General features: G+C 64.2%; 19 protein-coding genes. 13 read left to right on the forward strand and 6 right to left on the reverse strand.

Features of this window, described 5'->3' with window-relative positions:
• Window positions 1-9 precede the first annotated feature (9 nt).
• Window positions 10-1,206, forward strand: coding sequence for a succinyldiaminopimelate transaminase (gene dapC / locus ABEH27_RS01155; protein WP_346611795.1), 1,197 nt, complete (start codon window positions 10-12; stop codon window positions 1,204-1,206).
• 124 nt (window positions 1,207-1,330) lie between these two features.
• On the opposite strand, the gene ABEH27_RS01160 is transcribed toward dapC, so the two are convergent.
• On the reverse strand, window positions 1,331-2,977 hold the full coding sequence (locus ABEH27_RS01160; RefSeq protein WP_346611796.1) for a Na+/H+ antiporter: 1,647 nt from the start codon (window positions 2,975-2,977) through the stop codon (window positions 1,331-1,333).
• 287 nt (window positions 2,978-3,264) lie between these two features.
• Here ABEH27_RS01160 and ABEH27_RS01165 point away from each other — a divergent pair, with 287 nt between their 5' ends.
• From ABEH27_RS01165 to ABEH27_RS01180, 4 genes are all read left to right on the forward strand, one after another.
• Entirely contained in the window at window positions 3,265-3,612 is a 348-nt protein-coding gene (locus tag ABEH27_RS01165; protein WP_306381699.1) for an ArsC family reductase, read from the forward strand.
• A 42-nt stretch (window positions 3,613-3,654) separates the two neighbouring features.
• Entirely contained in the window at window positions 3,655-4,689 is a 1,035-nt protein-coding gene (gene dapD / locus ABEH27_RS01170; RefSeq protein ID WP_346611797.1) for a 2,3,4,5-tetrahydropyridine-2,6-dicarboxylate N-succinyltransferase, read from the forward strand.
• 120 nt (window positions 4,690-4,809) lie between these two features.
• Window positions 4,810-6,015 carry a cysteine desulfurase gene (locus tag ABEH27_RS01175; protein WP_346611798.1) on the forward strand — a complete coding sequence of 402 codons (1,206 nt, stop codon included), beginning with the start codon at window positions 4,810-4,812 and terminating at the stop codon, window positions 6,013-6,015.
• On the forward strand, window positions 6,012-6,422 hold the full coding sequence (locus ABEH27_RS01180; protein ID WP_346611799.1) for a SufE family protein: 411 nt from the start codon (window positions 6,012-6,014) through the stop codon (window positions 6,420-6,422). The genes ABEH27_RS01175 and ABEH27_RS01180 overlap by 4 nt, the downstream gene beginning before the upstream one ends.
• A 74-nt stretch (window positions 6,423-6,496) precedes the next feature.
• Here ABEH27_RS01180 and tcdA read toward each other — a convergent pair whose 3' ends face one another.
• Window positions 6,497-7,306: a tRNA cyclic N6-threonylcarbamoyladenosine(37) synthase TcdA gene (tcdA, locus tag ABEH27_RS01185; RefSeq protein WP_346611800.1), complete on the reverse strand. Its 810-nt coding sequence runs from the start codon at window positions 7,304-7,306 to the stop codon at window positions 6,497-6,499.
• A 132-nt stretch (window positions 7,307-7,438) separates the two neighbouring features.
• Here tcdA and ABEH27_RS01190 point away from each other — a divergent pair, with 132 nt between their 5' ends.
• From ABEH27_RS01190 to ABEH27_RS01205, 4 genes are all read left to right on the forward strand, one after another.
• On the forward strand, window positions 7,439-10,030 hold the full coding sequence (locus ABEH27_RS01190) for a glycosyltransferase (RefSeq protein WP_346611801.1): 2,592 nt from the start codon (window positions 7,439-7,441) through the stop codon (window positions 10,028-10,030).
• Window positions 10,031-10,128: 98 nt separating this feature from the next.
• The gene (gene dapE, locus ABEH27_RS01195; RefSeq protein ID WP_346611802.1) at window positions 10,129-11,280 is read left to right on the forward strand and encodes a succinyl-diaminopimelate desuccinylase; all 1,152 of its coding nucleotides are present in this window, start codon (window positions 10,129-10,131) and stop codon (window positions 11,278-11,280) included.
• The gene (locus ABEH27_RS01200) at window positions 11,280-12,092 is read left to right on the forward strand and encodes a putative RNA methyltransferase (protein WP_346611803.1); all 813 of its coding nucleotides are present in this window, start codon (window positions 11,280-11,282) and stop codon (window positions 12,090-12,092) included. The genes dapE and ABEH27_RS01200 overlap by 1 nt, the downstream gene beginning before the upstream one ends.
• 17 nt (window positions 12,093-12,109) lie before the next feature.
• Window positions 12,110-12,484, forward strand: coding sequence for a hypothetical protein (locus ABEH27_RS01205; protein WP_346611804.1), 375 nt, complete (start codon window positions 12,110-12,112; stop codon window positions 12,482-12,484).
• A gap of 123 nt (window positions 12,485-12,607) precedes the next feature.
• Here ABEH27_RS01205 and ABEH27_RS01210 read toward each other — a convergent pair whose 3' ends face one another.
• The gene (locus tag ABEH27_RS01210) at window positions 12,608-12,817 is read right to left on the reverse strand and encodes a cold-shock protein (RefSeq protein WP_346611805.1); all 210 of its coding nucleotides are present in this window, start codon (window positions 12,815-12,817) and stop codon (window positions 12,608-12,610) included.
• Between the two features lie 231 nt (window positions 12,818-13,048).
• On the opposite strand from ABEH27_RS01210, the gene plsB reads away from it, so the two are divergent.
• The 3 genes from plsB to ABEH27_RS01225 all read left to right on the forward strand — a co-directional run bounded on the left by plsB (window position 13,049) and on the right by ABEH27_RS01225 (window position 16,733).
• Window positions 13,049-15,535, forward strand: a complete 2,487-nt coding sequence (gene plsB, locus ABEH27_RS01215; protein ID WP_346611806.1) for a glycerol-3-phosphate 1-O-acyltransferase PlsB — start codon at window positions 13,049-13,051, stop codon at window positions 15,533-15,535.
• 76 nt (window positions 15,536-15,611) lie between these two features.
• The gene (locus ABEH27_RS01220; RefSeq protein WP_346611807.1) at window positions 15,612-16,010 is read left to right on the forward strand and encodes a YbaY family lipoprotein; all 399 of its coding nucleotides are present in this window, start codon (window positions 15,612-15,614) and stop codon (window positions 16,008-16,010) included.
• Between the two features lie 33 nt (window positions 16,011-16,043).
• Window positions 16,044-16,733, forward strand: coding sequence for a DUF4197 domain-containing protein (locus ABEH27_RS01225; protein ID WP_346611808.1), 690 nt, complete (start codon window positions 16,044-16,046; stop codon window positions 16,731-16,733).
• 135 nt (window positions 16,734-16,868) lie between these two features.
• Here the strand turns inward: ABEH27_RS01225 and ABEH27_RS01230 are convergent, their stop codons facing one another.
• Both ABEH27_RS01230 and ABEH27_RS01235 read right to left on the reverse strand, forming a co-directional pair.
• The gene (locus ABEH27_RS01230; protein ID WP_346611809.1) at window positions 16,869-19,934 is read right to left on the reverse strand and encodes an efflux RND transporter permease subunit; all 3,066 of its coding nucleotides are present in this window, start codon (window positions 19,932-19,934) and stop codon (window positions 16,869-16,871) included.
• Between the two features lie 6 nt (window positions 19,935-19,940).
• On the reverse strand, window positions 19,941-21,041 hold the full coding sequence (locus ABEH27_RS01235; RefSeq protein ID WP_346611810.1) for an efflux RND transporter periplasmic adaptor subunit: 1,101 nt from the start codon (window positions 21,039-21,041) through the stop codon (window positions 19,941-19,943).
• Window positions 21,042-21,210: 169 nt separating this feature from the next.
• Between ABEH27_RS01235 and ABEH27_RS01240 the strand changes: the two genes are divergently transcribed.
• Window positions 21,211-21,852 (forward strand): TetR/AcrR family transcriptional regulator, encoded by a 642-nt coding sequence (locus ABEH27_RS01240; RefSeq protein ID WP_346611811.1) that lies wholly within the window; start codon window positions 21,211-21,213, stop codon window positions 21,850-21,852.
• A 195-nt stretch (window positions 21,853-22,047) separates the two neighbouring features.
• Here ABEH27_RS01240 and ABEH27_RS01245 read toward each other — a convergent pair whose 3' ends face one another.
• Window positions 22,048-22,824 carry a class I SAM-dependent methyltransferase gene (locus ABEH27_RS01245; RefSeq protein WP_346611812.1) on the reverse strand — a complete coding sequence of 259 codons (777 nt, stop codon included), beginning with the start codon at window positions 22,822-22,824 and terminating at the stop codon, window positions 22,048-22,050.
• Between the last annotated feature and the right edge of the window lie 76 nt (window positions 22,825-22,900).

Raw genomic sequence — 22,900 nt, forward strand, 5'->3', positions numbered from 1 at the left:
CTTGCGCCGATGAACCCTGCCCTGACCCAGCTTCAGCCCTACCCGTTCGAGAAACTCCGCGCCCTACTGGGCAGCGTGAAGCCTGCAGCGGACAAACGCGCCATCGCCCTGTCGATTGGTGAGCCGAAGCACGAATCGCCTGCGTTCGTCGCCCAGGCCATGGCCGACAACCTCGACAAGCTGGCGGTCTATCCAAGCACTCTCGGCCTGCCAGCCCTGCGCCAGGCCATTGGACAGTGGTGCGAACGCCGTTTCGGCGTGCCGGCCGGCTGGCTGGATGCCGACCGCCACATTCTGCCGGTCAACGGTACCCGCGAGGCGCTGTTCGCCTTCACCCAGGCCGTGGTCAACCGCGACAATGATGGCCTGGTAGTCAGCCCCAACCCGTTCTACCAGATCTACGAGGGCGCAGCCCTGCTCGCCGGTGCCACCCCGCACTACCTGCCGTGCCTGGAAGCCAACGGGTTCAACCCGGACTTCGATGCCGTGCCTACGGAAGTCTGGACGCGTTGCCAGATCCTGTTCCTGTGCTCGCCGGGCAACCCCACCGGTGCGCTGGTGCCGATGGACACCCTGAAGAAGCTGATTGCCCTGGCCGACGAGCACGACTTCGTGATCGCCGCCGACGAGTGCTACAGCGAACTGTACTTCGACGAAGACGCGCCACCACCGGGCCTGCTCAGCGCCTGCGCCGAGCTGGGCCGCAACGATTTCAAGCGTTGCGTGGTGTTCCACAGCCTGTCCAAACGTTCCAACCTGCCGGGCCTGCGCTCGGGCTTCGTCGCCGGTGACGCCGCGATCATCAAGCCGTTCCTGCTGTACCGCACCTACCATGGCTGCGCCATGCCCGTGCAGACTCAGCTGGCCAGCATCGCTGCCTGGCAGGACGAGGCGCATGTGCGCGAGAACCGTGACCAGTACCGCGCCAAGTACGATGCCGTGCTGGATATCCTGCAGCCGGTAATGGATGTGCAGCGGCCGGATGGCAGCTTCTACCTTTGGGCCAAGGTGCCGGGCTGCGATGCCGCGTTCACCCGCGACCTGTTCGAAGTCCAGCATGTGACCGTGGTGCCGGGGTCTTACCTGTCGCGTGAGGTGGATGGCGTGAACCCAGGCGCAGGTCGGGTGCGCATGGCACTGGTTGCGCCGCTGGCCGAATGTATCGAGGCGGCTGAGCGGATTCGCGCCTTCCTGCAAAACCGCTGACGGAACTGGGGGCACTTTGTGCCCCATTCGCGGGGCAAGCCAGCTCCCACAGGTTCTCCATTGCATTTGAGGTTGCTGGGTACCTGTGGGAGCGGGCTTGTCCCGCGAATGGCAACAATGAGTTCTACCTGACCTGCCCCAGGTTGGCCTCACTCATATCCAGCTCACCCAACACCTGCCGCACCACCTCATCGCCCACCAGGTGCTGGCGATGCAGGTTATACAGCTCCAGCCGCTGCGCCCGTAGTGCGCGCAAACGCAAACGCCGCTCGAGCAAATCCATCTGCTCAGCCAAAGCTCTCGCCTCGGCCGTGTCGTTGTAACTGTTCAGCTCGTCCCGATACTCGGCCATCAACCTTGCCTTGAGCTCGGTGGCGAGTGTCGCCTGCGCGGCATCCTGCGGCGCGTTGGCGTCGATCACTTCCTCAGCTTCCAACGCATGAATCGCCGCCTCGGCGGTACGGCGCCAGGCTTCCTGCACCTCTTGATGCAGGCGCTCGTCCGGGCTCTTGGTGATGCCACGCAGCAGGATCGGCAACGCGATGCAGGCACTGATCAGCGACAACAAAATGACCCCGGCGGCAATGAAGATCAGCAAGTCGCGTTCAGGGAACGCCTGGCCCGCCCCCATCAGCAACGGTATCGACATCACACCCGCCAGGGTCACCGCACCCCGTACCCCGCCCAAGGTCAGCAGCCAGCACGAGCGTGCGGTTGGCATCAGCACCAGCGCCGGCTTGCCGCGCCAGCGCCGCACCACACCAATCGCCCGCCAGATGCTCTGCACCCAGATGAACCGCAGCAGAATCAACGCTGCGAAGATCGCCAGCACGTCCAGGCAGCGCCAGGCCAGGGTTGGCCAGACCGTCGCCTCGTGGCTGACCACCGCCTTGATGATGTCGGGCAACTGCAGGCCCAGCAGCAAGAAGATCAAGCCATTGAACGCGAACTCCAGCAGCGACCAGACGCTGCGGTTGAGCAAGCGGGTGCTGGTCTGGCGCGGCAGCAGGTCGAGCCAGCTCTGCATCATGCCGGCCGCCACCGCCGAGAGAATGCCCGACACACCAAGGCGCTCGGCCAGCACATAAGCGGCAAACGGTAGCAGCAGCATGAACACCACATGGGTAGCCGGGTCATCCCAGCCACGGGCGATCATCCAGGCGCGCAGGCGACCGATCAGCCAGCTCAGGGCCACACCCACCGCCAGGCCACCCAATGCGACCAGCACGAAGCTGAAGCTGGCATCGGCCAACGAGAACACGCCGGTGATCGCCGCTGCCAGCGCGAACTTGAAGGTCACCAGGCCCGACGCGTCGTTCATCAGCGCCTCGCCCTGGAGCATGTGCATCAGCGGGGTGGGTAGGCGGTCCTGGGTTATCGCCGAAACCGCCACGGCGTCGGTCGGCGACAACACGGCTGCCAAGGCGAAGGCCACGGGCAGCGGGATGCTCGGCAGCAGCCAGTGGATGAAGTAGCCGGCACCCACCACGGTGAACAGCACCAGCCCCACGGCCAATGCCACCACCGGCCCGCGAATGCGCCACAGCTCACGCTTGGGGATGCGCCAGCCGTCGGCGAACAGCAGCGGGGGCAGGAACAGGAAGAGAAACAGCTCAGGGTCCAGCGCCACGTGCAGGCCCAGGGTCGGCCAGGCCAACAATGCGCCGGCGGCGATCTGCACCAGGGGCAGGGGTAGCGGGACCATGCGCCCGACCAGTTTCGACACGCTTACCAGCGTCAGCAGGATGAGGACGGTATAGGCTGACTGCATCCGTAAAAGCTTCCTTTATGAATCAAGAACTACATCGGGGCGAAACATCGCCATTGAAACAATATGTTAGCGGTGATGGCTAAATCGAGACCGCTGCACGATAGTCGCAGGTGACGGATGAATATGTAACATGATGATACTAGAGAGCTGCGACTTCGATGCACGTAGCTCACACCGCCCCCCATTCACCCCACACCCGTGGCGCTCAAAGAATCGTTCCCGCATAATCCCGCGACTGACATTCGGAAATGGAGAGATTGGGGCAGCCTGTGGCCTCAATGCACACAATGACCTACACGCTCTACGGCATCAAAGCCTGCGATACCATGAAAAAGGCGCGCACCTGGCTCGAAGACAAAGCCATCGCCTACGAATTCCATGACTACAAAGCTCAAGGCATCGACCGTGACAGCCTGAACCGCTGGTGCGACGAACACGGCTGGGAAGTCATCCTCAACCGTGCCGGCACCACCTTCCGCAAGCTCGACGACGCCAGCAAGGCCGATCTCGACCAGGCCAAGGCCGTCGAACTGATGCTGGCCCAGCCGTCGATGATCAAGCGCCCGGTGCTCGACCTGGGCGCGCGCACATTGGTCGGCTTCAAGCCTGACCTGTACGCCGCCGCGCTGGCCTGAGCCCGCTGGCGCTTCATACCCTATTTCGCACGAGGTAATCACATGTCCAATACCCTGTTCAGCCTGGCCTTCGGTGTCGGCTCCCAGAACCGCCAGGGCACCTGGCTGGAAGTGTTCTACGCACAACCGCTGCTCAAGCCGAGCGCCGAGCTGGTCGCCGCCGTAGCGCCGATCCTCGGTTACGAAGGCGGCAACCAGGCCATCACCTTCAGCAACGGCCAGGCCTTGAAACTGGCCGAAGCCCTGAAAGGCGTTGATGCTGCCCAGGCCGCTCTGTTGACCCGCCTGGCCGAAAGCCACAAGCCGCTGGTCGCCACCCTGCTGGCCGAAGACGCTGCGCTGACCTCGACCCCTGAGGCCTACCTCAAGCTGCACCTGCTGTCGCACCGCCTGGTCAAGCCGCACGGCCTGAGCCTGGCCGGTATCTTCCCGCTGCTGCCGAACGTGGCCTGGACCAACCAGGGCGCCGTCGACCTGGCGGAGCTTGCCGAACTGCAACTGGAAGCGCGCCTGAAGGGCGAGCTGCTGGAAGTGTTCTCGGTGGACAAATTCCCGAAGATGACCGACTACGTGGTCCCGGCCGGCGTGCGCATCGCCGACACCGCCCGTGTGCGCCTGGGCGCCTACATCGGCGAAGGCACCACCATCATGCACGAAGGCTTCGTCAACTTTAACGCTGGCACCGAAGGCCCAGGCATGATCGAAGGCCGTGTCTCGGCGGGCGTCTTCGTCGGCAAGGGCTCGGACCTGGGCGGCGGCTGCTCGACCATGGGCACCCTGTCCGGCGGCGGCAACATCATCATCAAAGTCGGCGAAGGCTGCCTGATCGGCGCCAACGCCGGTATCGGCATCCCGCTGGGCGACCGCAACACCGTCGAAGCCGGCCTGTACATCACTGCCGGTACCAAGGTGAACCTGCTCGACGAGAACAACGAGCTGGTCAAAGTGGTCAAGGCCCGTGACCTGGCCGGCCAGACCGACCTGCTGTTCCGCCGCAACTCGCTCAATGGCGCCGTCGAGTGCAAGACGCACAAGTCGGCGATCGAGCTGAACGAGGCGCTGCACGCGCACAACTGAGAATCCTTCAGCACCTGTAGGAGCGGGCTTGCCCGTGAACAGCGCACGCTCAGCGTATGAAATGTTAAGATCGGGTCTGGCACCACGCCAGACCCGATTTTCATTCCAGGCCCCGTGATCATGTTCCAGCCCTCCCCCTGGCGTGCCGATTTCCCCGCTATCGACGCCCTGCAACGGCAGCACCAGACCTACCTGGACAGCGCCGCCACCACCCAGAAGCCCCAGGCCCTGCTCGATGCCCTGAGCCACTATTACGGCCACGGCGCGGCCAACGTGCACCGTGCCCAGCACCTGCCCGGCGCGCTGGCGACCCAAGCGTTCGAAACCAGCCGCGACAAGGTGGCCGCCTGGCTCAATGCCGCCGAATCGCGGCAAATCATCTTCACCCACGGCGCCACGTCGGCGCTGAACCTGCTGGCCTATGGCCTGGAACACCGCTTTGAGGCGGGCGAAGAGATCGCCGTCAGCGCCCTGGAACACCACGCCAACCTGCTGCCCTGGCAGCAACTGGCGCAGCGGCGCAACATGCGCCTGGTAGTGCTGCCCGTGGACGCGCATGGCCGCATCGACCTCGACCAGGCCTTGCAACTGATTGGCCCACGCACACGGGTGCTGGCCGTCAGCCAGTTGTCCAACGTGCTCGGCACCTGGCAGCCGCTGCCAAGCCTGCTCGCCCACGCACGCGCCCAAGGCGCGTTGACCGTGGTGGATGGTGCACAGGGCGTGGTGCATGGGCGTCACGATGTGCAGCAACTGGGCTGTGACTTCTATGTGTTTTCCAGCCACAAGTTGTACGGCCCTGAAGGCGTCGGCGTGCTCTATGGCCGCGCGCAGGCGCTGGAGCTGCTGCGCCACTGGCAGTTCGGCGGAGAGATGGTGCAGCTGGCCGATTACCACAGCGCCAGCTTCCGCCCTGCTCCGCTGGGCTTTGAGGCAGGCACACCGCCCATCGCCGGTGTGATCGGGCTGGGCGCGACCCTCGATTACCTGGCCAGCCTGGATGCCATGGCGGTCAGCAACCATGAATCCAGCCTCCATCAGCACCTGTTGCGCGGGCTGGCTGACCGTGATGGCGTGCGCGTACTGGGCTCCCCGCAGGCGGCCCTGGCCAGCTTCGTCATCGACGGCGTGCACAATGCCGACATCGCTCACCTGCTGACCGAACAGGGCATTGCCGTACGCGCTGGCCATCACTGCGCCATGCCGTTGCTCAAAGGGCTGGGGCTGGACGGGGCGATTCGGGTGTCGCTGGGGCTGTACAACGACAGCGACGACCTGCAGCGGTTTTTCGACGCGCTCGACCAAGGCCTGGAGTTGCTACGATGAGCCTGCCTGCAGACGCCCAAGCGGCGCTGGACAGCTTCGAACAGGCCCGAGGCTGGGAGCAGCGTGCGCGGTTGCTGATGCAAATGGGTGACCGCCTGGCTCCGCTGGAGGATGCGCAAAAGTGCGAAGGCAACCGGGTGCATGGCTGCGAAAGCCTGGTGTGGCTGGTGGTTGAACAGCGCGATGGCCAGTGGCGGTTCAAGGCAGGCAGTGACGCGCGGTTGTTGCGCGGTTTGCTGGCGTTGCTGCTGGTCCGGGTGCAAGGCCTGAACAGTGCTGAACTGGCTGCACTGGATTTGCGCGAGTGGTTCACCCGGCTGGGGCTGGAGCGGCAGTTGTCGCCGTCGCGCAGCAATGGGTTGCATGCGGTGTTGCAGCGGATGGCGGAGCTGGTTTCGGTCAGCTGAATCGGCGGGGGGTTCATCGCGGGCAAGCCCGCTCCTACAGGGGCCTGCGAAGAAGCTCACCCAGGTCCAGCGCCTTACTCCGGTTTGACCCGTTCAGAAGGTCGCCGCGCACCCGCCACCAGTTTTTCCACCGCCTTGCTGGCAGCCACCATGCCGAAGGTCGCGGTGACCATCATCACGGCGCCAAAGCCCCCTGAGCAGTCCAGGCGCACGCCCTCACCGACGAAGCTTTTCTGCAGGCACACGCTGCCATCCCCCTTGGGATAGCGCAGCTGCTCGCTGGAGAACACGCAGGGCACACCGTAATTGCGGCTGACGTTGCGCGAGAAGTTGTAGTCCCGGCGCAAGGTGGAGCGCACGCGCGATGCCAGCGGGTCGTTGAAGGTCTTGTTGAGGTCGCCGATCTGGATTTGCGTCGGGTCGATCTGCCCGCCCGCGCCACCGGTGGTGACCACGGCGATCTTGCGCCGCCGGCACCAGGCAATCAGTGCGGCCTTGGCCATCACGCTGTCGATGCAGTCGATGACGCAATCGAGGTTTTCGGTAATGTATTCGGCCATGGTCTCGCGGGTGACGAAGTCGGCCACTGCATGCACCGTGCACGCCGGGTTGATCGCGCGCACGCGCTCGGCCATCACCTCGACCTTGGGCCGCCCCACCTGCCCTTCCAGGGCATGGGCCTGGCGGTTGGTATTGCTGACGCAGACATCGTCCAAGTCGAACAGGGTGATCTCGCCCACGCCACTGCGCGCCAGCGCCTCAGCCGCCCACGAGCCAACCCCGCCGATTCCGACGACCCCCACATGGGCCTGGCTCAGGCGTTGCAGCCCGTCGTCGCCGTAAAGCCGGGCAACGCCGGCGAAGCGTGGATCTTCTGTGCTCATGGTGCTACCCGAAACCTATACCTCGAAAACCGGCGCGCATTATAGGCCAGCAGCCGCTTTCAGCTCCATCGTTAGGAAAGACACTACCAATGCTGCTTTAATGTCCTACCACCTAGAAAGAAATGGACCACAATGTCATCACGCAAATTCGGCCTCAACCTGGTGGTGGTCCTGGCCATCGCCGCGCTGTTCACCGGGTTCTGGGCGCTGATCAACCGCCCGGTTTCCGCACCTGCCTGGCCCGAGCAGATCTCCGGCTTCTCGTACTCGCCATTCCGCCTTGGGGAAAGCCCGCAAAAGGGTCAATACCCCAGCGATGACGAGATGCGCCAGGACCTGGAGCAGATGAGCAAGCTGACCGACAGCATTCGTATCTACACCGTGGAGGGTACCCAGGCTGATATCCCGCGCCTGGCAGAAGAGTTCGGCTTGCGGGTAACGCTGGGCATCTGGATCAGCCCGGACCTGGAACGCAACGAGCGCGAAATCGCCACCGCCATCGAGCTGGCCAACACGTCACGCAGCGTGGTGAGGGTTGTGGTGGGCAACGAGGCACTGTTCCGTGAAGAAGTCACACCGGAAAACCTGATCAAATACCTAGACCGGGTACGCGCTGCGGTCAAAGTGCCCGTCACCACCAGTGAGCAGTGGCACATCTGGAAGGAACACCCAGAGCTGGCCAAGCACGTCGACCTGATTGCCGCGCACATCCTGCCCTATTGGGAGTTCGTGCCGATGAAGGATTCGGTCGAGTTCGTGCTGGACCGCGCACGTGAACTGAAGCAACAGTTTGCCCGTAAACCGCTGCTGCTATCGGAAGTCGGCTGGCCAAGCAACGGCCGCATGCGCGGGGGGGCCGATGCCACTCAGGCCGACCAGGCCATCTACCTGCGCACCTTGGTCAACACCCTCAACCGCCGTGGCTACAACTACTTTGTCATCGAAGCCTATGACCAACCGTGGAAGGCCAGCGACGAAGGCTCCGTGGGTGCCTACTGGGGCGTGTACAACGCTGAGCGCCAGCAGAAGTTCAACTTTGAAGGGCCTGTGGTGGCGATCCCGCAGTGGCGTGCCCTGGCGGTAGCCTCGGTGGTGCTGGCGGTGATCGCCCTGATGGTGTTGTTCATCGACGGCTCGGCCCTGCGCCAGCGCGGGCGAACCTTCCTGACATTCATCACCTTCCTGTGCGGGTCGGTACTGGTGTGGATCGCCTACGACTACAGCCAGCAGTACAGCACCTGGTTCAGCCTGACCGTGGGCGTGCTGCTGGCGCTGGGCGCGCTGGGGGTGTTCATCGTGCTGCTGACCGAGGCCCACGAACTGGCCGAGGCCGTGTGGATCCACAAGCGGCGCCGGGAGTTCCTGCCGGTACAAGGCGACAGCGCCTACCGGCCGAAGGTCTCGGTGCATGTGCCGTGCTACAACGAGCCGCCGGAGATGGTCAAACAGACCCTCGACGCGCTCGCCGCGCTGGACTACCCGGATTACGAAGTACTGGTGATCGACAACAACACCAAGGACCCTGCCGTGTGGGAGCCGCTCAAGGCCCACTGCGAAAAGCTCGGCGAGCGCTTCAAGTTCTTCCATGTCGCACCGTTGGCCGGTTTCAAAGGTGGCGCCCTGAACTACCTGCTGCCCCACACCGCCAAGGATGCCGAAGTGATTGCAGTGATCGACTCGGATTACTGCGTCGATCGCAACTGGCTCAAGCATATGGTGCCGCACTTCGCCGACCCGAAAATCGCCGTGGTGCAATCGCCGCAGGACTACCGCGACCAGCACGAGAGCGCCTTCAAGAAGCTCTGCTATAGCGAGTACAAAGGCTTCTTCCACATCGGCATGGTGACCCGCAACGACCGCGACGCCATCATCCAGCACGGCACCATGACCATGACCCGGCGCAGCGTGCTCGAGGAGCTAGGCTGGGCCGAGTGGTGCATCTGCGAGGATGCAGAGCTGGGCCTGAGGGTGTTCGAGAAAGGCTTGTCGGCCGCCTACGCCCACAACAGTTACGGCAAGGGCCTGATGCCCGACACCTTCATCGACTTCAAGAAGCAGCGCTTCCGCTGGGCCTACGGTGCTATCCAGATCATCAAGCACCACGCCGCCGCCCTGCTGCGCGGCAAGGGCAGCGAGCTGACCCGTGGCCAGCGTTATCACTTCCTGGCCGGCTGGCTGCCGTGGGTCGCCGATGGCATGAACATCTTCTTCACCGTCGGTGCGTTGCTGTGGTCGGCGGCGATGATCATCGTGCCGCACCGGGTGGACCCGCCCCTGATGATCTTCGCCATCCCGCCGCTGGCGCTGTTCTTCTTCAAGGTCGGCAAGATCATCTTCCTGTACCGTCGGGCAGTAGGGGTCAACCTCAAGGATGCCTTCGCCGCGGCACTGGCGGGGCTGGCGCTGTCGCACACCATCGCCAAGGCGGTGCTGTACGGGTTCTTCACCAGCAGCATGCCGTTCTTCCGCACGCCGAAGAATGCCGACAGCCATGGGCTGCTGGTGGCCATTTCCGAAGCGCGGGAAGAGCTGTTCATCATGTTGCTGCTGTGGGGGGCTGCGCTTGGCATCTACCTGGTGCAGGGGCTGCCGAGCTCCGACATGCGCTTCTGGGTGGCGATGCTGCTGGTGCAGTCGTTGCCGTACCTGGCGGCGTTGGTGATGGCGTTTCTGTCTTCGCTGCCCAAGCCGCAGGAAAAGGCCGCCGAACCGCAACAGGCTTGAGATTGCCGGGGGGCGCTTTGCGCCCCTATCGCGACGCTATTTGATATAAGATAACGCCCCTCAGATTTCCCCGCCTTGCCTTGCCCCGGAGTTCCCCCATGACGGCCCCAGCCGAGCTCTCGCCTACCCTTCAACTGGCCTGCGACCTGATCCGTCGCCCCTCGGTCACCCCCGTCGACGCCGATTGCCAGGCGCAGATGATGAACCGCCTGGGCGCCGTGGGCTTCCAGCTCGAACCGATGCGCATCGAGGACGTCGACAACTTCTGGGCTACCCACGGCAACCAGCAAGGCCCGGTGTTGTGCTTTGCCGGCCACACCGACGTGGTTCCAACCGGCCCGGTGCAGCAGTGGCAGCATGAGCCGTTCGAGGCGCTGATCGATGCCGATGGCATGCTCTGTGGCCGTGGCGCGGCCGACATGAAGGGCAGCCTGGCGTGCATGGTAGTGGCCAGCGAGCGCTTTGTGCGTGACTACCCAAACCACCGTGGCCAGGTCGCGTTCCTGATCACCAGTGACGAGGAAGGCCCGGCCCATCACGGCACCAAGGCGGTGGTAGAGCGCCTGAAAGCGCGCAACCAGCGGCTGGACTGGTGCATCGTCGGCGAACCGTCGAGCACCAGTCTGCTCGGTGACGTGGTCAAGAACGGCCGCCGTGGCTCGTTGGGTGCCAAGCTGACCGTACGTGGCAAACAGGGCCATGTGGCCTACCCGCACCTGGCGCGCAACCCGATCCACCTGGCCGCGCCAGCACTGGCAGAGCTGGCCGCCGAACACTGGGACGAAGGCAACGCATTCTTCCCGCCGACCAGCTTCCAGATCTCCAACCTCAACTCCGGCACCGGCGCCACCAACGTGGTCCCGGGCGACCTGACCGCGCTGTTCAACTTCCGTTTCTCTACCGAGTCGACGGTCGACGGTTTGCAGGCACGGGTATCGGCAATCCTCGACAAGCACGGGCTGGACTGGTCGATCGACTGGGCGCTGTCGGGCCTGCCGTTCCTCACCGAGCCGGGTGAGCTGCTCGATGCCGTCTCGGCCAGCATCAAGGGCGTCACCGGCCGTGACACCCAACCGTCCACCAGTGGTGGCACTTCCGATGGCCGCTTCATCGCCACCATGGGCACCCAAGTGGTCGAGCTTGGCCCGGTCAACGCCACCATCCACCAGGTGGACGAGCGCATCCTGGCCAGCGACCTCGACCTGCTGACCGAGATCTACTACCAGACCCTGGTCCGGTTGCTCGCCTGATGCTTGCCTGCCCAATTTGCCAGGCGGCCCTGACGCGGCTCGATAACGGTGTGGTGTGCCCGGCTGGCCATCGCTTCGACCGTGCCCGCCAGGGTTACCTGAACCTGCTGCCGGTGCAGCACAAGAACAGCCGTGACCCGGGCGACAACCAGGCCATGGTCGAAGCACGCCGTGACTTCCTCGACGCCGGCCACTACGCCCCGGTATCCCGCCGCCTGGCGGAGCTTGCCGCCGAGCGCACACCCCGCGCCTGGCTCGACATCGGTTGCGGCGAAGGCTATTACACCGCGCAGCTCGCCCAGGCCCTGCCACAGGCTGAAGGCTACGCCTTGGATATCTCGCGCGAAGCCGTCAAGCGCGCGTGCCGCCGCGACGCCTCGGTCACCTGGATGGTCGCCAGCATGGCCCGTGTGCCCCTGGCCGATGCCAGCTGCCAGTTCCTCGCCAGCGTGTTCAGCCCGTTGGACTGGGCCGAGGCCAAGCGCCTGCTCAGCCCAGGCGGCGGCCTGATGCGCGTGGGCCCGACCAGCGGCCACCTGATGGAACTGCGCGAGGTGCTCTACGATGAAGTACGCCCCTACGCCGACGACAAGCACCTGGCCCTGGTACCTGAAGGCATGGCCCACGCCCACAGCGAAACCCTCGAGTTCCGCCTGAGCCTGGCCGCGCCCAAGGCCCGCGCCGACCTGCTGGCCATGACCCCGCACGGCTGGCGCGCCAGCGCCGAGAAGCGCGCCCTGGTCATCGACCAGGCCGAGCCGTTCGAGGTCACGGTTTCCATGCGTTATGACTATTTCGTGCGCCAAGACTGAGCACACCCGGAGCCCTTATGCGCCAACCTGATATCGAGATCTACCTGAAGGACGCCGACGTCGACCACAAGCAGATTGCCCAGTGGCTGGGCGAAGCGATTGGCCCCTGCAGCGAATGGCAACAGAAAGGCCAGACCTTCAAATGCAAGGCCGGTAACATTTCAGTGACTTGGTTACCCAAAGCTGTAGGGAAATGGAACAGCCTGTACCTGGAAAGTGACCAGACCCCATGGGCCGATGACGTCGCCTGTGCACGCGCCGCGTTCGCCGCACTGGGCGTGGAAGTACGCTGCGCACCGGGTGGCTGGGTCGAAGAGGATGGCGAGGAAGATGCCGACCGCTGGGTCCGCATCAGCGCCGACGGTGAAGAGGAAATCACCTGGCGCACATGAGTGCTCGGCAGTTTTTGTAGGCGCTGGGTTGCCGGCGATGCAGCCACGGCGGTGTATGGCACCGGCTTTGCCGGTCATCGCCGGCAAGCCAGCGCCTACAGCTTGAGCGTTGCCTCAGGAGGCTCAGAGCCCGACTACATCCTCGGCTTGCAGGCCTTTCTGGCCCTGCACGCAGGAGTACTCGACCCGCTGCCCTTCGACCAGGGTACGATGCCCCTCACCGCGGATCGCCCGATAATGGACGAACACATCCGCACTACCTTCGCGCTGAATGAAGCCAAAGCCTTTGGCATCGTTGAACCACTTTACATTCCCAGTCTCACGAGACGACATCTGAACTACTCCGGATTTTTATTGTGAAGATCGCCTTGCAGACACAGGTATCGCTCCCCGTGTCGACGCCGCTTGCCGAAATATCCTGCAAGTGGCAGGCCGAGTATATGACACAGAACAAAGAATTTTCATGACCGCCGCGCCATTTGCAGGTTTTTGCTGAACTTACGCAGATACGGCAGACTAACTGCTTGCACACTCACTAAAAATCACACCCAGGGCACACACCCCATGACCCGTTCCCCCCTGCGCCGCCTGATCTTCGGCGCGCTGCGTCGCCTGTTGTACCTGTGGGTGCGCTCCGAGACCATCAACCAGTCCGCCACCAGCCTGCAACTAGACCGCAGCCGCCCGGTGTTCTACGCCCTGCCCTCGCCATCGCTCACCGACCTGGCCGTGCTCGACCATGAGTGCACCAAGGCGGGGCTACCGCGCCCGGTACTGCCGGTGGCGGTGGGCACGCTGCATGAGCCAGCCGGTTTCTTCTACCTCACCCCCGACCCGGACTGGCTCGGCCGTCACGATAAGCGCGGTGCACCACCGACCCTCGAGCGGGTGATTGCAGCCGTCAGCCAGCATGCCGAAGAAGACGCACAGATCATCCCGGTCAGTGTGTTCTGGGGCCAGACACCGGCCAGCGAGTCCAGCCCCTGGAAGCTGCTGTTCGCCGACAGCTGGGCAGTCACCGGGCGCCTGCGCCGGCTGCTGACCATCTTGATTCTGGGGCGCAAGACCCGTGTGCAGTTCTCCGCGCCCATCCACGTGCGTGAGCTGGTGCAGCACAACAAAGGCCATGAACGCACGGTGCGCATGGCCCAGCGCTTGATGCGCGTGCATTTTCGCAACCTCAAGACCGCCGTGATCGGCCCGGACATCTCGCACCGGCGCAACCTGGTCAAAGGCCTGGTGCATGCGCCGATGGTGCGCCAGGCGATCAGCGACGAAGCGCAACGGGAAAACATCCCTGTGGCCAAGGCTGAAGCGCTGGCCCTGCGCTACGGCAACGAGATCGCCTCGGACTACACCTACACCGCCATCCGCTTCCTCGAAGTGGTGCTCAGCTGGTTCTGGAACAAGATCTACGACGGCATCAAGGTCAACCACATCGAGCAGGTGCAAGGCATCGCACCGGGCCACGAAGTGATCTACGTACCCTGCCACCGCAGCCACATCGACTACCTGCTGCTGTCCTACCTGCTATTTCGCAACGGCCTGACGCCGCCGCACATCGCCGCCGGCATCAACCTCAACATGCCGGTGGTCGGCAGCCTGCTGCGCCGCGGCGGCGCCTTCTTCATGCGCCGCACGTTCAAGGGCAACCCGCTGTACACCGCCGTGTTCAACGAATACCTGCACACTCTGTTCACCAAGGGCTTCCCGGTCGAGTACTTCGTCGAGGGCGGGCGCTCGCGCACGGGGCGCATGCTGCAACCACGTACCGGAATGCTGGCGATCACCCTGCGCAGCTTCCTGCGCTCATCGCGCACGCCGATCGTCTTCGTACCGGTGTACATCGGCTACGAGCGCGTGCTCGAAGGCCGCACCTACCTGGGTGAGCTACGCGGGGCGAGCAAGAAGAAAGAGTCGATCTTCGATATCTTCAAGGTCATCGGTGCGCTGAAGCAGCGTTTTGGCCAGGTCTACGTGAACTTCGGTGAGCCGATCCGCCTGGCGGGCTTTCTCGACCAGCAGCAACCCGGCTGGCGCGAGCAGGATCTGGGCCCGCAGTTCCGCCCGGCCTGGCTCAACGAGACCACCACCCGCCTCGGCGAAACCGTGGCCCGTCACCTCAACGAGGCGGCTGCAGTCAACCCGGTCAACCTGGTGGCCCTGGCGCTGCTCTCCACCAGCCGCCTGGCACTGGACGAAAGCGCGCTGACGCGGGTGCTGAACCTGTACCTGGCCTTGCTGCGCAAGGTGCCCTACTCCGAGCACACCACCTTGCCGGATGGCGACGGCCAGGCGCTGATCGAGCACGTCAGGGGCATGGACCTGCTGTCCGAGCAGAAAGACGCCCTCGGCCGCATCCTCTACCTGGATGAAGCCAACGCGGTGCTGATGACCTATTACCGCAATAACGTCCTGCACATCTTTGCCTTGCCGGCGCTGCTGGCGAGTTTCTTCCACAGCAGCTCGCGGATGAGCCGCGAACTGCTCGGCCAATACGTACACGCGCTGTACCCGTACCTGCAGGCCGAGCTGTTCCTGCGCTGGTCACCCGATCAGCTCGACGCGGTGATCGACCAATGGCTGTCGGCGCTGGTTGAACATGGCCTGCTGCGCCAGGAGAACGACAGCTACGTGCGCCCACCCCCGAGTTCACGTCAGTTCGTCCTGCTGACCCTGCTTGCTCGCACCATCACCCAGACCCTGCAGCGCTTCTACATGGCCACGTCGCTGCTGCTCAACAGCGGCCAGCACACCCTTACCGCCGAAGAGCTGGAAGACCTCTGCGTGATGATGGCCCAGCGCCTGTCGATCCTGCATGGGCTCAATGCCCCGGAGTTCTTCGACAAGGCCCTGTTCCGCCATTTTATTCAGACCCTGATCGAGCAAGGCGTGCTGCGCCCGGATGGCAACGGCAAGCTGGGTTATCACGACAAGCTCGGCGAACTGGCCGAAGGGGTGGCCAAGCGCGTGCTGTCGGCCGAGCTGCGCCTGTCGATCCGGCAGGTAGCACTGCACCGCGATTATTCACCGGAAACTTCGGGCCTCTGAGGCTTTATCAGCCGGGAAAATCCGCTAAAGTCCCTGGGGTTGGCCACAAGCCAGCCCCAAGGACAACGGAGATTCCATGAAAAAGCTCGTAATGCTGTGTTGCGCATCCCTGCTCGCGGCCTGTTCCAGCAACACCCCGACCACCCAGGCCAGCCTGGATGGCGAAGTCTTCTACCTGCAGCGCATTGCCCTGCCACCTGCCGCCACCTTGAGCGTGGAGCTGCAGGACGTGTCGCTGATGGACGCCCCTGCCGTCACCCTGGCCCGCCAGGCCGGCCCTGTGAAAGGCAACGTGCCGCTGCCGTTTCACCTCACCTATGACCCGGCCCAGGTCAAGCCTGGCCACCGCTATGCGCTGAGCGCCCGTATCGAGCTGGACGGCAAGTTGCTGTTCATCAACACCGAGCACCACGGCGTCACGCTGGATGGCAGCGACGCGCAGCCCGTACGGATCAAAGTCGATCCGGTGCGCTGATATCCGCCTACTTCTGTTGAAAAGGAAAGCTTCATGATTCGCTCCTCCCTGCGCTTCACCGCCCTGTGCGCCGGCTTGCTGCTGTCGGCCAGCGCCCTGGCCCTGTCGCTGGGCGACCTGACCCAGAAAGACGCCACCGGTGGCCTGAAGGACGCCCTTACCCAAGGTGCACAGGTTGCCGTCAAGCAGCTGAGCACCCCCGGCGGTTTCAGCAACAACCCCGACGTGCGCATCGAGCTGCCGGGCAACCTTGGCAAGGCCGCCAAGGCCATGAAAATGTTCGGCAAGGGTGACCAGGTCACGGCCCTGGAAGACAGCATGAACAAAGCCGCTGAAGCAGCGGTACCGCAAGCCCAGGCGATCCTGGTGGATGCGGTGAAAAACATGAGCGTGACCGATGCCAAGGGCATCCTCAGCGGTGGCGATGACTCGGCTACCCAATACCTGAACAAAAGCAGCCGCGAGCAGATCCGCGCCAAGTTCCTGCCGATCGTCAAGGCGGCAACCGACAAGGTTGGCGTGGTTCAGCAGTACAACAGCTTTGCTGGCCAGGCTTCAGCGCTTGGCCTGGGTAACGCCAAGAGCGCCAACGTCGAGAGCTATGTGACCGAAAAGGCCCTCGATGGCCTGTTCGAAATGATCGCCAAACAGGAGCAGAGCATTCGCCAGAACCCGGCGCAGGCGGCTACCAGCCTGGCGAAGAAGGTCTTCGGCGCCCTGTAGAGGCCAAGGGCTGCGTTGCAGCCCATCGCCGGCAAGCCGGCTACCACAGGTACAGCACAGCTTTCACCAGCGGCGCCGACACTGTGGGAGCCGGCTTGCCGGCGAATGGAGGGCAACCGCCCTCCCCTGCGGCCTTCAGCCCTTCTTCACCCTGAACCACGCCGCATACAACGCCGGCAGGAACAGCAGCGTCAACGCCGTCGCGACAATCAGCCCGCCCATGATCGCCACCGCCATCGGCCCGTAGAACACACTGCGCGACAGGGGGATCATGGCCAGCACCGCCGCCAGCGCCGTCAGCACGATCGGCCGGAAGCGCCGCACCGTGGCCTCGATGATCGCCTGCCAACGGTCCATCCCCGAAGCGATGTCCTGTTCGATCTGGTCCACCAGTATCACCGAGTTGCGCATGATCATCCCTGCCAGGGCAATGGTGCCGAGCATGGCGACGAACCCGAACGGCTGCCGGAAAACCAGCAGGAACAGGGTCACGCCGATCAGCCCCAAGGGCGCGGTAAGGAACACCATCACCGTGCGCGAGAAGCTGCGCAGCTGGATCATCAACAAGCTCAATACGACCACGATGAACAGCGGCATGCCCGCATTCACCGAGTTCTGCCCACGCTCCGAATCCTCGACGGTACCGCCCACTTCCAGCAAGTAGCCATCCGGCAGCTTGGCCTTGATTTCACTCAAGGTCGGCTCGATCTGCCGTACCAGGGTCGCCGGCTGCTCCTTGTCGTAGATGTCGGCACGCACGGTCACCGTCGGCAAGCGGTTGCGGTGCCAGATGATGCCTTCCTCGAACCCGTACTCCAGGGTCGCCACCTGCGACAGTGCCACGCTCTGGCCGTTGTCGGTGGGCAGCGCCAGGCTACCGAGGTTGCCCAGCTCGCCGCGCTCCTTCTGGGTGCCGCGCAGCAGGATCTCGATCAGCTCATTGTCCTCGCGGTACTGGCTGACCGTGGTACCGGTCAGCGAGCTTTGCAGGAAGCTCGACAAGCGCGCAGTGCTGACGCCGAGGGCACGCGCACGGTCCTGGTCAATCGACAGGAACACGGCCTTGCTCGGCTCCTCCCAATCAAGGTGCACGTTCACCACATGCGGGTTTTCACGCACCTTGGCCGCGACCTCACGGGCCAGGGCGCGTGCTTTCTCGATATGCTCGCCGGTGACACGGAACTGCACCGGGTAACCCACGGGCGGGCCGTTCTCCAGGCGGGTGACACGAGCGCGCAGGTCGGGGAACTGCTGGTCAACGGTATCGATCAGCCAGCTGCGCAGGCGTTCGCGCTGTTCCATCGACTTGGCCAGCACAACGAACTGGGCAAAGCTTGCCGCCGGCAGTTGCTGGTCCAGGGGCAGGTAGAAACGGGGCGAGCCCGTGCCCACGTAGGCCACATAGTTGTCGATGCCGTCCTGCTGCTTGAGCAGCGCTTCCAATTGCTTGACCCGCTCGGCGGTATTGGCCAGCGAGGCGCCCTCGGCCAGCTTCAGGTCGACCATCAGCTCCGGGCGCCCGGAGGCGGGGAAGAACTGCTGGGGCACGAAGCGGAACAACAGGATGCTGCCGACAAAGGCGGCGATGGTCAGCAGGATTACCGTCTTGCGCCGCCGCACGCACCACTCCACCACACGCCGTACGCGCTGGTAGAACGGGGTGGCGTAAGGGTCTGGTGCATGGCCGTCGCTGCCATGGCGGGCGGCATGCAACTTGGCCAGGTCCGGCAACAGCCGTTCGCCCAGGTAGGGAACGAACACCACCGCCGCGACCCACGAGGTCAGCAGCGCAATGGTCACCACCTGGAAAATCGAGCGGGTGTATTCACCCGTGCTCGACGCTGCCGTGGCAATCGGCAGGAAGCCGGCAGCGGTGATCAAGGTGCCGGTGAGCATCGGGAAGGCCGTGCTGGTCCAGGCATAGCTGGCCGCCTTGAGCCGATCGAAGCCCTGCTCCATCTTGATCGCCATCATTTCCACGGCAATGATCGCGTCGTCCACCAGCAGGCCCAGTGCCAACACCAACGCACCGAGCGAGATCTTGTGAAGGCCGATGCCAAAGTAATGCATGGCCGCAAAGGTCATGGCCAGCACCAGCGGGATGGCCAGCGCCACCACCAGGCCGGTGCGCAGGCCCAGCGAGAAGAAACTCACCAGCAACACGATGATCAGCGCTTCGACCAGCACCTGGACGAACTCGCCAACACCCGCCTTGACCGCTGCCGGCTGGTCGGACACCTTGCGCAGCTCCATGCCCGCCGGCAGGTTGTGCGACAGGCGTTCGAACTCACCTTCCAGCGCTTTGCCCAGCACAAGAATGTCGCCGCCATCCTTCATCGACACGGCCAGGCCGATTGCGTCCTCGCCCATGAAGCGCATGCGCGGCGCGGGTGGGTCGTTGAAACCCCGGTGCACGTCCGCGACGTCACCGATGCGGAAGGTGCGGTCACCCACCCGGATGGGGAACTGGCGAATCTGCTCGACACTGTCGAACTGCCCGCTCACCCGCAACTGCAGGCGCTCGCTGGGGGTTTCGAAGAACCCGGCGGTACTCACCGCGTTCTGTTCGCGCAGGGCTTGCTGCACCGCCTCAAGCGGCACACCCAGGGTGGCCAGCTTGAGGTTGGACAGTTCGATCCAGATCTTCTCGTCCTGCAGCCCGACCAGCTCGACCTTGCCCACGTCCTTGACCCGCTGCAGCTGGATCTGGATACGGTCGGCGTAGTCCTTGAGCACCGCATAATCGAAGCCAGCACCGGTCAGCGCGTAGATGTTGCCGAAGGTGGTGCCGAACTCGTCGTTGAAGAACGGCCCCTGGATTTCCGGTGGCAAGGTGTGGCGGATGTCCGCGACCTTCTTGCGGATCTGGTACCACAGCTCGGGGATGTCCTTGGAGTGCAGCGAGTCGCGGGCCATGAAGGTCACCTGCGATTCGCCGGGGCGCGAGAACGAAACAATCTTCTCGTACTCGCCGGTTTCCATCAGCTTCTTCTCGATCCGTTCGGTTACCTGGCGCGACACTTCCTCGGCCGTAGCACCCGGCCACAGGGTACGGATCACCATGGCTTTGAACGTGAACGGCGGGTCTTCGCTCTGGCCAAGCTTGGTGTAGGACATGGCGCCAATGGCAGCCAGCAGGATCATCAGGAACAGTACGATCTGGCGATTGCGCAGCGCCCAGGCGGAAAGGTTGAAACCCATCGGGACTTACTCCTTGGCCGTCAGGTTCACCACGCGGTTGGTGCGGTCCACAGGCCGCACCTCCTGCCCTTCGCGCAGCACATGGCCGCCAGCGGCGACCACCCAGTCGCCAGGGTTCAAACCTTCGAGCACCGGCACACTGTCGGTGCCATACACCCCGAGGCGCACCGCCGCCCGCTCCAGGCGACGGTCCTGGTTGACCCGCCAGACATAGGCCTGGCCGTTTTCCGCGGTAACCGCCGCCAGCGGCACAGCCAACGGAATCAGCCCATCATGGGCAATGAACACGCGTGCGCTCTGGCCGATGTCTGCGGGCACTTTGGCCGACGTGAAGGCGATGCGCGCGGCGAAGGTGCGCGAGCGCGGGTCGGCTGCCGGCGACAGCTCACGGATGCGCCCCGGAAAGCGTGCGGCGCCATGCGACCACAGCTCTACGCTGACCGCCTGGCCCACAGCGAAGCGGGCGAACTGCTGCTCGGGCAGGCCGATGACCACCTCCCGCTCACCGTCGGCAGCCAGGGTGAACACGGTTTGCCCGGCAGCAACCACCTGGCCGACCTCGACCTGGCGCTTGGCGATGACGCCGGCCTGCGGCGCACGCAGCACAGCGTACTCAGCCTGGTTGCCGGCCACGTCGAACTCGGCCTTGGCCTGCTTGAGGCGCGCCAGCCCGGCACGGTACAGGTTTTCGGCATTGTCGTAGAGGGAATGGCTGACCATCTGCCGGTCGAGCAATTTCTGGTAGCGGTCACGCTCGGCGCGTACCAGTGCCAGGTTGGCTTCGGCGGCCGCCAGTTGCGCGCGGTTGGCCTCCAGTTGCAGGCGTACGTCCTGGGGGTCGAGCTCGGCCAAAGGCTGGTTTGCCTTGACCCGTTGCCCCTCCTCCACCAGGCGTTTGCTGACTTTGCCAGCGATGCGGAACGCCAGCTCCGGCTCCAGGCGCGCGCGCACCTCGCCAGGGTAACTGTCGGCAGCGGCTTCGGCCGGCTGCGGCTGCACCACCAGCGCGGGGCGAGGCGCGGCCGGGGCGGCGGCTTCCTGGCCGCAGGCCGCCAGGAACAGCACGGCGGCGGCAGGCAGGGCGAGGGACAAGGCATGACGCAACATGATGAATCCTTCCGCGACGAGCGCATCGAATATTTATACTGGCGAGTATATTAAGTCAGGGAACCGAAGCCGGGAAGCCAGCGTCGGAAAGAAAATCAACATTAACGCCAGGGCATTCCTTCAAGCCGGATGGCATCCGAGCCGGTAAGATGGGCGCCCCTTCAACCAGATGCGGACTCCAATGCCCAACGACGCACCCATCGGCCCAGGTCGCCCCAAGGACCTGGCCAAGCGCGAGGCGATCCTCGAAGCGGCCAAGACGCTGTTCCTCAGCCTTGGCTATGCCAACACCAGCATGGATGCGGTCGCTGCGGCGGCAGGTGTTTCAAAACTCACTGTGTACAGCCACTTCACCGACAAGCAGACCCTGTTCGGCTCGGCGGTCATGGCAACGTGCCAGAATCAGTTGCCCGACTTGATGTTCGAATACCCCGAGGGCGCGCCCGTCGAGGACGTGCTGCTGAATATTGGCAGGGGCTTCCAGGCGCTGATCAGCAGTGATGAGGCGGTCAAGTTGAGCCGCCTGATCATGGCGCTGGGTAACCAGGACCCAGGCTTTGGCGAATTCTTCTACGAGGCCGGGCCCAAGCGAGTGCTGGCCGGGATGGAAGCACTGCTGCGCGGGGTGGCCGAGCGCGGGTTGCTGCGCATCGACAATCCGCTGCATGCGGCGGAGCACTTTTTCTGCCTGGTCAAAGGCGCGCCGGATTACCGGCTGCTGCTGGGGTGTGCGGGGCCGCTGGAAGGGGACGCGGCCGAGGCGCATGTGCGTGAGGTGGTCGGGGTGTTCATTCGGGCATTCAAGCCCTGAAGCTTTCGCCTGAGTGAACCGGCCCCGTCGCGGGCAAGCCCGCCCTCATAGAACAAACGCTAACTTACTGATTTGGCGGGGATCTTGTAGGAGCGGCTTCAGCCGCGAACACCGGCGAAGCCGGTGCCATCCACCACGGCACCTGCTTCGCGGCTGAAGCCGCTCCCACAGGGTATGCGGCGCGCTCGCGGGCTATCAGGCTTTCAAGGCCTTCTTGGGATAGATGTCGTAGCGGCTCGATTTGCCTTCCAGGCTATGGCCAGGCTTCGGCCCTTCGATGATTGGTGCCTTGCGCGGGCGTTTCACCACCACTCGGTGGCTGGCCAGCGCCAGAGCCGCTTCCAGCAATGCCGGCGCATCCATGTCATCACCGACCAACGGCCGGAACACGCGCATTTCCTTCTTCACCAATGCGCTCTTGTCACGGTGCGGGAACATCGGGTCGAGGTAGATCACTTGCGGCGGTTCGCCCTCCCAGGCGCGCATGCGCTCGATAGCGTTGCCGGTCAGCAGGCGCATGCGACCGACGATCGGGCCTACCTCAGCGTCGGACCTGGCCCGTGCCAGGCCATCTTCGAGCAACGCCGCGATCAGCGGTTGGCGCTCGATCAGGGTCATCTGGCAACCCAGGCTGGCCAGCACGAATGCGTCCTTGCCCAGGCCTGCCGTGGCATCCAGCACCTGCGGCCGTACGCCCTGGGCGATGCCTACCGCCTTGGCGATCATCTGCCCGTTGCCACCGCCAAACTGGCGCCGATGTGCGGCCTGGCCTTCGACGAAATCGACCCGCACCGGCCCCGGTGCCTGCGGCCCCAGTTGCTGGATCTGCAAGCCTTCGGCGCCTACCTGCACGGCGAAGCCTGCCGCATCGTCCTGCAGCGGCAGGCCCAGGCGCTCGGCCCATGCCCTGGCCTGTTCCGTATACTCGACCGCCATCGCCTCGACCCTGATACCCGTGCCTTGCTCTTGCATCGTCCACACCTAAAAAATCAAACCACGCCCTTAATGAATCGGCAAAACGGCCGATACAGGCAATATCCCGCTATTC

The sequence above is a fragment of the Pseudomonas sp. P39-UII1 genome (assembly GCF_039672635.1).
GTDB lineage: Bacteria > Pseudomonadota > Gammaproteobacteria > Pseudomonadales > Pseudomonadaceae > Aquipseudomonas.

Bases quoted from the DNA above. Each gene is read 5' to 3' on its own strand.
- dapC (WP_346611795.1), top strand. From the start codon at position 10: ATGAACCCTGCCCTGACCCAGCTTCAGCCCTACCCGTTCGAGAAACTC.
- ABEH27_RS01160 (WP_346611796.1), bottom strand. From the start codon at position 2,977: ATGCAGTCAGCCTATACCGTCCTCATCCTGCTGACGCTGGTAAGCGTG.
- ABEH27_RS01165 (WP_306381699.1), top strand. From the start codon at position 3,265: ATGACCTACACGCTCTACGGCATCAAAGCCTGCGATACCATGAAAAAG.
- dapD (WP_346611797.1), top strand. From the start codon at position 3,655: ATGTCCAATACCCTGTTCAGCCTGGCCTTCGGTGTCGGCTCCCAGAAC.
- ABEH27_RS01175 (WP_346611798.1), top strand. From the start codon at position 4,810: ATGTTCCAGCCCTCCCCCTGGCGTGCCGATTTCCCCGCTATCGACGCC.
- ABEH27_RS01180 (WP_346611799.1), top strand. From the start codon at position 6,012: ATGAGCCTGCCTGCAGACGCCCAAGCGGCGCTGGACAGCTTCGAACAG.
- tcdA (WP_346611800.1), bottom strand. From the start codon at position 7,306: ATGAGCACAGAAGATCCACGCTTCGCCGGCGTTGCCCGGCTTTACGGC.
- ABEH27_RS01190 (WP_346611801.1), top strand. From the start codon at position 7,439: ATGTCATCACGCAAATTCGGCCTCAACCTGGTGGTGGTCCTGGCCATC.
- dapE (WP_346611802.1), top strand. From the start codon at position 10,129: ATGACGGCCCCAGCCGAGCTCTCGCCTACCCTTCAACTGGCCTGCGAC.
- ABEH27_RS01200 (WP_346611803.1), top strand. From the start codon at position 11,280: ATGCTTGCCTGCCCAATTTGCCAGGCGGCCCTGACGCGGCTCGATAAC.
- ABEH27_RS01205 (WP_346611804.1), top strand. From the start codon at position 12,110: ATGCGCCAACCTGATATCGAGATCTACCTGAAGGACGCCGACGTCGAC.
- ABEH27_RS01210 (WP_346611805.1), bottom strand. From the start codon at position 12,817: ATGTCGTCTCGTGAGACTGGGAATGTAAAGTGGTTCAACGATGCCAAA.
- plsB (WP_346611806.1), top strand. From the start codon at position 13,049: ATGACCCGTTCCCCCCTGCGCCGCCTGATCTTCGGCGCGCTGCGTCGC.
- ABEH27_RS01220 (WP_346611807.1), top strand. From the start codon at position 15,612: ATGAAAAAGCTCGTAATGCTGTGTTGCGCATCCCTGCTCGCGGCCTGT.
- ABEH27_RS01225 (WP_346611808.1), top strand. From the start codon at position 16,044: ATGATTCGCTCCTCCCTGCGCTTCACCGCCCTGTGCGCCGGCTTGCTG.
- ABEH27_RS01230 (WP_346611809.1), bottom strand. From the start codon at position 19,934: ATGGGTTTCAACCTTTCCGCCTGGGCGCTGCGCAATCGCCAGATCGTA.
- ABEH27_RS01235 (WP_346611810.1), bottom strand. From the start codon at position 21,041: ATGTTGCGTCATGCCTTGTCCCTCGCCCTGCCTGCCGCCGCCGTGCTG.
- ABEH27_RS01240 (WP_346611811.1), top strand. From the start codon at position 21,211: ATGCGGACTCCAATGCCCAACGACGCACCCATCGGCCCAGGTCGCCCC.
- ABEH27_RS01245 (WP_346611812.1), bottom strand. From the start codon at position 22,824: ATGCAAGAGCAAGGCACGGGTATCAGGGTCGAGGCGATGGCGGTCGAG.